The 6,673-nt window shown below is 49.3% G+C and carries 6 protein-coding genes and 2 pseudogenes; 6 read left to right on the forward strand and 2 right to left on the reverse strand.

Annotated elements, in window-relative coordinates; all coding sequences use genetic code 11:
• Positions 1–209 (reverse strand): transposase (locus C5F48_RS20735; RefSeq protein WP_146170677.1); only part of this gene is annotated, 209 nt, incomplete at its 3' end.
• 63 nt (positions 210–272) lie between these two features.
• Between C5F48_RS20735 and C5F48_RS20740 the strand changes: the two genes are divergently transcribed.
• From C5F48_RS20740 to C5F48_RS24885, 6 genes and pseudogenes are all read left to right on the forward strand, one after another.
• Positions 273–545 carry a recombinase family protein gene (locus C5F48_RS20740; RefSeq protein ID WP_441302624.1) on the forward strand — a complete coding sequence of 91 codons (273 nt, stop codon included), beginning with the start codon at positions 273–275 and terminating at the stop codon, positions 543–545.
• Positions 546–571: 26 nt separating this feature from the next.
• Positions 572–763, forward strand: a pseudogene (locus tag C5F48_RS20745) (IS481 family transposase); the annotation flags it as partial.
• A gap of 276 nt (positions 764–1,039) precedes the next feature.
• A complete protein-coding gene (locus tag C5F48_RS20750) occupies positions 1,040–2,650 on the forward strand; it encodes a radical SAM protein (protein ID WP_107665684.1) in 1,611 nt (536 codons plus the stop codon).
• A gap of 66 nt (positions 2,651–2,716) precedes the next feature.
• Positions 2,717–4,012: a sodium:solute symporter family protein gene (locus C5F48_RS20755; protein WP_245941535.1), complete on the forward strand. Its 1,296-nt coding sequence runs from the start codon at positions 2,717–2,719 to the stop codon at positions 4,010–4,012.
• A 363-nt stretch (positions 4,013–4,375) separates the two neighbouring features.
• Positions 4,376–4,879, forward strand: a complete 504-nt coding sequence (locus tag C5F48_RS24880; RefSeq protein ID WP_146170675.1) for a hypothetical protein — start codon at positions 4,376–4,378, stop codon at positions 4,877–4,879.
• Positions 4,876–6,171 (forward strand): hypothetical protein, encoded by a 1,296-nt coding sequence (locus C5F48_RS24885; protein ID WP_146170676.1) that lies wholly within the window; start codon positions 4,876–4,878, stop codon positions 6,169–6,171. The genes C5F48_RS24880 and C5F48_RS24885 overlap by 4 nt, the downstream gene beginning before the upstream one ends.
• A gap of 282 nt (positions 6,172–6,453) precedes the next feature.
• Here C5F48_RS24885 and C5F48_RS25750 read toward each other — a convergent pair.
• Positions 6,454–6,673 (reverse strand): annotated as a pseudogene (locus tag C5F48_RS25750) (UvrD-helicase domain-containing protein); the annotation flags it as partial.

Raw genomic sequence — 6,673 nt, forward strand, 5'->3', positions numbered from 1 at the left:
AAGGCTGCAATCTCGGCCAGATCGGCCCGCATCTGCCCGTTCCCTGGGAACGCTGTGGCAGGGGTTGCGGTCAGCTCCCGCATCCAGCGGCGCAGCACGCTCTCCGCCACGTCGAGGTCACGGGCAGCCTGCGCTACCGCTACGCCACGGTCCGTCACCAGTCTAACGGCCTCGATCTTGAACTCACGGCTGAACTTCCGTCTCGTCATATCTGCACTCCAGTTCCTTGGTCACGATCTTATCTTCGCGTCCACGAAACCGGCAGCAGCTCAATCTTCGCTACCCTGGCCGATTTCGAGCGCGACCTCATCCGAGAGCGCACCATGGCGGGGCTTGCCGCCGCCCGCGCGCGAGGGCGTAAAGGCGGACGAAAATTCGCCCTGACAAAGGCACAGGTCCGTCTCGCGCAAGCGGCCATGGCGAACAGAGACACCTCTGTTGCCGCCCTCGCGGCTGAACTCGGCGTCAAACCTGTGACCCTCTACCGCTACGTCGACGCCAATGGAAACCTTCGCGATCACGGAAAGCGCGTGCTGTCGGCTTAGCGTAGGATCTAGCACCGTCCGGCATCAGACCCCATTACGACAGCCACGATCAGCTGCGCACGCACCTTGCCGACTTCCTCGCGGCCTACAACTTCGCGCTCAGACTCAAGACGCTGAACGGCCTCACGCCCTACGAATACATCTGCAAAATCTGGACATCAGAGCCGGATCGATTCATCCTTGACCCGATCCACCAGATGCCGGGACTGAACACCTAGATACGGGCGCGACGGTTTCGGATCTAGCACGACGTCATGGGTGTAGTAGAATGACCATCACGCGTTGTCGATGACGATGCGATTTGGGATACAACTCAACGTATCATTTGCATCGCGGCGGAGACAGACCGTCGTCAAGAATCGTAAACAACAGGATTTGTCAACTCAAGGTTGACCATCGCGGCCATATGTCACGGTATCAACATGTGAGTTGACTCAAATCCGCATATCATAGGCCAATCCCCGAAGGATCCCATGTTATCATAGCGAGGACGCATGCGCGCTGCCCAAGCACTAACCGATAGCTCAATCAAGTTTGCATCTTTTGCGGATCAAGTTCCAACCGCGAATGATCACGCTGCCGAATATGTAGCAGAAGCAACGTCATTCGCGAACGCAATGAAGAAATTCGATGCATATGGTCTCCGGCGTTCATTCCACGGCTTCTATTATATATCGCACTACTATCCGCTCAGGGCCATGGACGAGATATCGGGCCAACAGGCAAAGGACATTGTCGCCTCATTAGCTGGATCAACTTTCGAAACATATCTACACTATCCCTTCTGCGAACAAATATGCACATTCTGCCACTTCCACAAAAAAGTATCTGGAATTGCGCATCTCCCAACAAGGGAGGCGGCTGTAGTTGATATGCTTATTAAAGAATTGAAGCTGAATAGAGCAATTATGGGCCAGCCCATCCGTGCTAGGTCACTACAACTGGGTGGAGGGACGCCCTCGCTCATGACGAACGGGAGCTTGTTGAGACTACTGGAAGCGTGCTCTCTAAATATGGACTTGATGCCGAACGCCGAGATAAAAACCGAAATCTATCCAAAGACCTACAACGCGGTCGATTTGAAAGAGAAACTGAAGATACTAAAAGACTTCGGTTTCACGGATATTGTTATAGATCTCGAAAGCGGAAACTCAGATACGTTAGCTGCTATAAATCGAAGCAACTCATCATTGGACGAATACCTGCGATTGATAGATGACTGTATGGCGGCTGGCTTCAATTCCTTCATAACAGCCTTGATGGCGGGTCTACCATTCGAGACCTACGATAGCTTCTACAAAACTCTGGATAGGCTGTCCTTGATTTCCGAACTCAAGGTTATCAACGTATTTCCGGTCATCATGCGAGATACAGATCCGATTACGAGGCAGCTTGAGCGCAATAGTGCAGGCTTTAACGACGCCGAAACCAGAGATAAAATGTGGCTTATGGCTAGGTCAGTTCTTCATGACCACGGGTTTGTGGATGGACCCATCTCCTACTTGCATCGTCCCGATGATCGGCCGGCTCAGCAAGCCGACAAGTTTGAATGCGTGAACTTGCTTGGTTTAGGGCCATCATCATTTGGCTATCTAAACGGAAGCAATAACGACTGGGCCGGCCAATATTTCAACTACTGCAACACTAAAGACCACGCTCAACGTGTCACCGAAGGGCTTCCTGCGATCTGGAGGCTTGGAAAATATGATAACTCAGAGCGAGCTAGGCGCAAAGTGATTTTTGGGTTAGCCAACGTGAAGACGGAAAACCTAGTAGATATTGAGCGTCATTACGGTGTTGATTTAGACAGTATTTACGGGCAAACCTTCAACGCCTTGCTCGCACTAGGACTTATCGAGCTAGTTAGATCTGAAAACGGAATTCGCTACACAAAACAGGGTTTGGCTAGACTGGAGGAAATTACCTATTTCCTATACAGCAAATTTGCGAAAGACAGATCTGACGAAATGCCTTTGCGTGGAGACGCTCATTACGAGGCGCTGATAAACCAGCACTATACGGTTACCACTAGTTCAAAAGATCGCAAAACGTTCGAGAACTATGAATCCTCAATGAGCAGCCGATTCATGCACATGGTGAGATAATAGATGTTGCAAGCGATATCCGTGTTTTTCGTAGTTCTTATATTCGCGGGTATCGCATACCTATCAATGCGCAGGAAAAAGGACTTCAAATTCTACGCGTTAGGGGACGGTACTCTAGGGCCATTGTTGATTGCCGCGAGCTTAGCTGCTACTTACATTGGGCCGGGCCTGTCAATAGGCTTGAGTGGCCAATCATTCAGTGTAGGATGGTGGTTCCCGCTCGCAGCATGCGCTTACTTGTTCCAGTTCTTTTTGATTGCATACTTAATAGGCCCAAAGATCAAGGAACGTTACGGGGATGTGTCAACATTAGGTGATGTTCTGTGTGGATCCGCTTGTCATCCAGGGAAAGCATATTTGCTAACCACGGCGACTTTTACTTTCCTCATCATGGTCGGTGTTGCCGGAATAATGACGCTGATAAGCGGCACACTGATATCCACAATTTTCGGAATCGATCGTAATCTTGGCGGGGTGTTGGCGACGATCCTAGTTGCTACCTATACGACCTTTGGAGGCCTGAAGGCTTCGGTCTATGCTAACTTATGGCAGTTGCTAATCACGAGTCTGGTGGTCGTGGTAGTGTTTATATTAGGAGAAACGTCCAGTGGTGAGATATCGAATGAGACGGCTGATGGAACTAACGCTGCTTCTCCACTGGTCGTATTAGGGGTCGTGGTGTCATTCATTCTGGGCGATTTTCTACAACCTCCATTCTTTCAAAGATTGGCCGCGACTAAAACTGCCAGGGCGCTTAAGAAAGCTTACACCTGGTGTGGAATGTACATGTTCTCCTGGTTCATCCTAATGGGCGCCATAGGTGTCTCTGCAAGAGATAAGATACCACATGATACAGATTCTGATGCTGTCCTTTTTGCTTATGCAGAGTATGCGGTAGGGCCAGGGTTTTCATTCTTGATTTTGATAACACTATACCTGATTGTTATGTCGGGACATGACGCGATAATTAACGCGTCTGCTTCTACGGCGACAAACGATATAATAGGCAGGATCGCTCCCTCGCTTCCCAAGCGATCTATAATGATTCTAATGACGGTAGTCGTGGCTTTTCTTGGCATAGTACTCGCGCAATATTTTGACTCGGTGATGCATGGAATTCTATTTTTGTCGTCCCTATGGGCGCCAGCCGTCGCTGTTCCATTGATTTTAGGTATCTACCGCAACGAAGAAACCCACCTTCCGGCTATGATGGCTTTGATCTTCGGGTCGACCGCTTCTTTGATTACTACATTTACCGCCGATGAAATGCCCGCTATAGCAGTAGGAGTTTTGGTTTCGGCAGGTGTCTTCCTGTTGACGTCATTGATATGTTCGAGGCAGCACAAGGAGAATTTACAATGATCTCTTATGGAACCGATCATGATGGGTGGCGTGGGCTTCGGACTGCTAGCCGCCTTCACTTTCGCAGGAATGAACTTCGCTGGATCGCTTAGCGCAGCAATATCGAGCGTCGCTGTAATACTAGCCGCAAGATCGGCGGCCCTGGTTGTCTTATCCGTAGCCACGGGCGGGGGCGTGTCGATCAGTGAGGCGAGAGGTAGAGATTACATTCTCCTTATCGTGAGAGGGCTATGTGAAGCGTTAGGAGTTATGTTCTGGGTCCTATCCCTTAGGCACATTGGGCCTACCACCGCTCTAGTTATTCTTATGGTCGCCCCCCTCGTAGCGACCTGCATCAATGCTTTAAAGAATGCCGGACCCACCTTGCTGTATGCACTGGCTAGTGGCGCCTTTTCTTTAGTTGGGGTTGGATTAATTGTTGGCGTGGGCGAGCCGTCGACTGTGGGAATATTTTACGCTTCAGCTTCATCGTTGATGTTGTTGGTGTCGCTTTTTGTGATGCAGCATCTCGTGATTAGCCAAAGGCCATCTACCATAATTCTTATTACTTCATTCACCAGTCTATTCTTGTTCATTCCTTTCGCTTGCCAAGATCTCGAATGGAATGGCGTGGCGACCGGAATGTCTATAGGTGTACTGGCTTTCTTCGGTAATTATTTCCTAGCGCGTGCTTTTAGGTCTGCTGCCACGCCGTTCGTGGTCTACGGTACGTATTACCTTCAAGTTCCCATCTTGTATTCCTTCGAAGTGGTTGCTGGTTTATCTGAGATTGGGCTCTTTCAAGTGTCTGGGATCGCCTTGACGATAGCAGGCTCGTTTTTGGCGTCCTTCGTTGAACGTCGCGTTAATGGAGTGACTTGTAAATGAGTTTCCCAGATCTTGTTCGAGCACTAGGTTCTCTTGATTGTAATATTGGCGCAATGCTGAGTGAGCTATCTTCAGGTTCCCTTGAAGACTACAGCATTAAGCTTTGCGAGGCTGCGCAAAGGTGCACGCCGACCTCCACCTTATACAGAGACCTTATAGCAAGATATTCAGGTACCGCAGACACCCCAGGTATTCGAGATAATCTTGAGAGGTTTCCTCTTATTCAAACTGGCTTTCATAGCCAATTGTTGCTCGATCCTATAAGCTACTATACATATGCTTTGTTTAGCTCTGGCCTGGCAAATATGGGCGCTAGATATTGCATAAACTATAGCTGCTCCACAAATAGCCTTCAAAACAAAAAGGGTGTTGGACCGGGTTGGTTGGATGCTGGCTCTTCTACCGTCAACGTCTTTGGCCTTTCTCGTAAGAAGTTGGACGACCTAACAGTGTGTCTGCCCAAGGGCGAAGTTTGGGATTTCGATAATTTACTTTCAAACTCAGATCCGGATTTAAGAAAATTAGCTCATATATTGTCTGGGGTAAGGGGAACTACCGCTGAGGCTGTTTTCAACAAAGCTAACGTCAAGCTTTCGCAGTTGATTTCTCAACGCATTGAAGGTGTTTTCTTCGGTGAAAATGCCGTCTGCGATATCCTCGCAGAGCTAATTTTTCGTGACGATCCAGTTGTCTCGTCCCTTCTTTTTGATTCCCACGTACGGAATGATATCGTTGGCGCCGTCAGGTCATGGAATAGTCGTTCCGTTTCGGCCATTCTTCCTTTTGGGACGGAGCTCTTCTGGATAAGGAAGGGGTCGAAGCTAAAAAACGCGATGATTATTGCTGATCGAATCCAAGCGGTTTCCGGGCCACAGGATGGAAGTTTTAGCTTGAATAAGTTCGATATTGTTAACGCCATCGAAAGCCGCGCTCTCGTACCTAGCTTGTTCCTGACGTTCACTATTGTTGGCATCCTTCCTAGGATTACGGTTCTTGGTGGGCATAGACAAATTTTCTACTTCCCGATAATCCATAAGACCATCATGAACGCTTTAGCTAAGGCTCGCTTTCACCCCCCGTCTGAACTCAACGATATGATCGGTGATCCTTTGCATGGCTGGATAGTTGGTCTTTATTTTTCGAATGATAATCCGCTGCGTAAATTGTCCTCGGGGATACTTGAGTCCGAATTTCAGGCCATAAGGGGTAGCCGCCTTAGGGATTCTGTTGAATCCTTCCCGATCCCTTCGGTTGACCCTACATGGGCTTCGCTTGTCGGAATGATTCGATAAGTAATCCATGCTTATCTTGAGCTATGTCAACAATAACATGATGGTGGCTTCGACAATGTACTTCTGTCTTAATTTTTCGACGTCAGGCTATAGTCTTCGCCGTTTGACACAAGGTTCCCGTGTGCCAGACGTCATCAGTGACGAAGGACAACTATGCGGTCGACAGCGGTCTGCCCCGCTCTCGGGCGCTGGATTATGGAAAGTAGCCATCACGCGCTAGAATGAACGGTCCGAACTTGTCTTCTAGAATATGTGTCTGATGAACTGCGCTTGCATCCGAGGTCAGTACAGTCGTGACACTTCGCTCATGTCGAACCACCCGCGACCTATGACCGAATTAACCAGTGCGGTGGGATCGTCTGTGTAGCACACGATCGCCAAGCTATCTTCGGCTCTACTACAGGTGACGTAGAACAGCCTTCGCGTACGATTGACCCCTGTATCCTCGCCCTCTGCTTCTCGTTTCAAGTCGTTGGCACTGGGCGGCTTCACGCCGAAAAGC

Origin of the sequence: Cereibacter changlensis JA139, from assembly GCF_003034985.1 — a bacterium.
In the GTDB taxonomy this organism is placed as follows: Bacteria; Pseudomonadota; Alphaproteobacteria; order Rhodobacterales; family Rhodobacteraceae; genus Cereibacter; species Cereibacter changlensis.

Bases quoted from the DNA above. Each gene is read 5' to 3' on its own strand.
- C5F48_RS20750 (WP_107665684.1), top strand. From the start codon at position 1,040: ATGCGCGCTGCCCAAGCACTAACCGATAGCTCAATCAAGTTTGCATCT.
- C5F48_RS20755 (WP_245941535.1), top strand. From the start codon at position 2,717: ATGCGCAGGAAAAAGGACTTCAAATTCTACGCGTTAGGGGACGGTACT.
- C5F48_RS24885 (WP_146170676.1), top strand. From the start codon at position 4,876: ATGAGTTTCCCAGATCTTGTTCGAGCACTAGGTTCTCTTGATTGTAAT.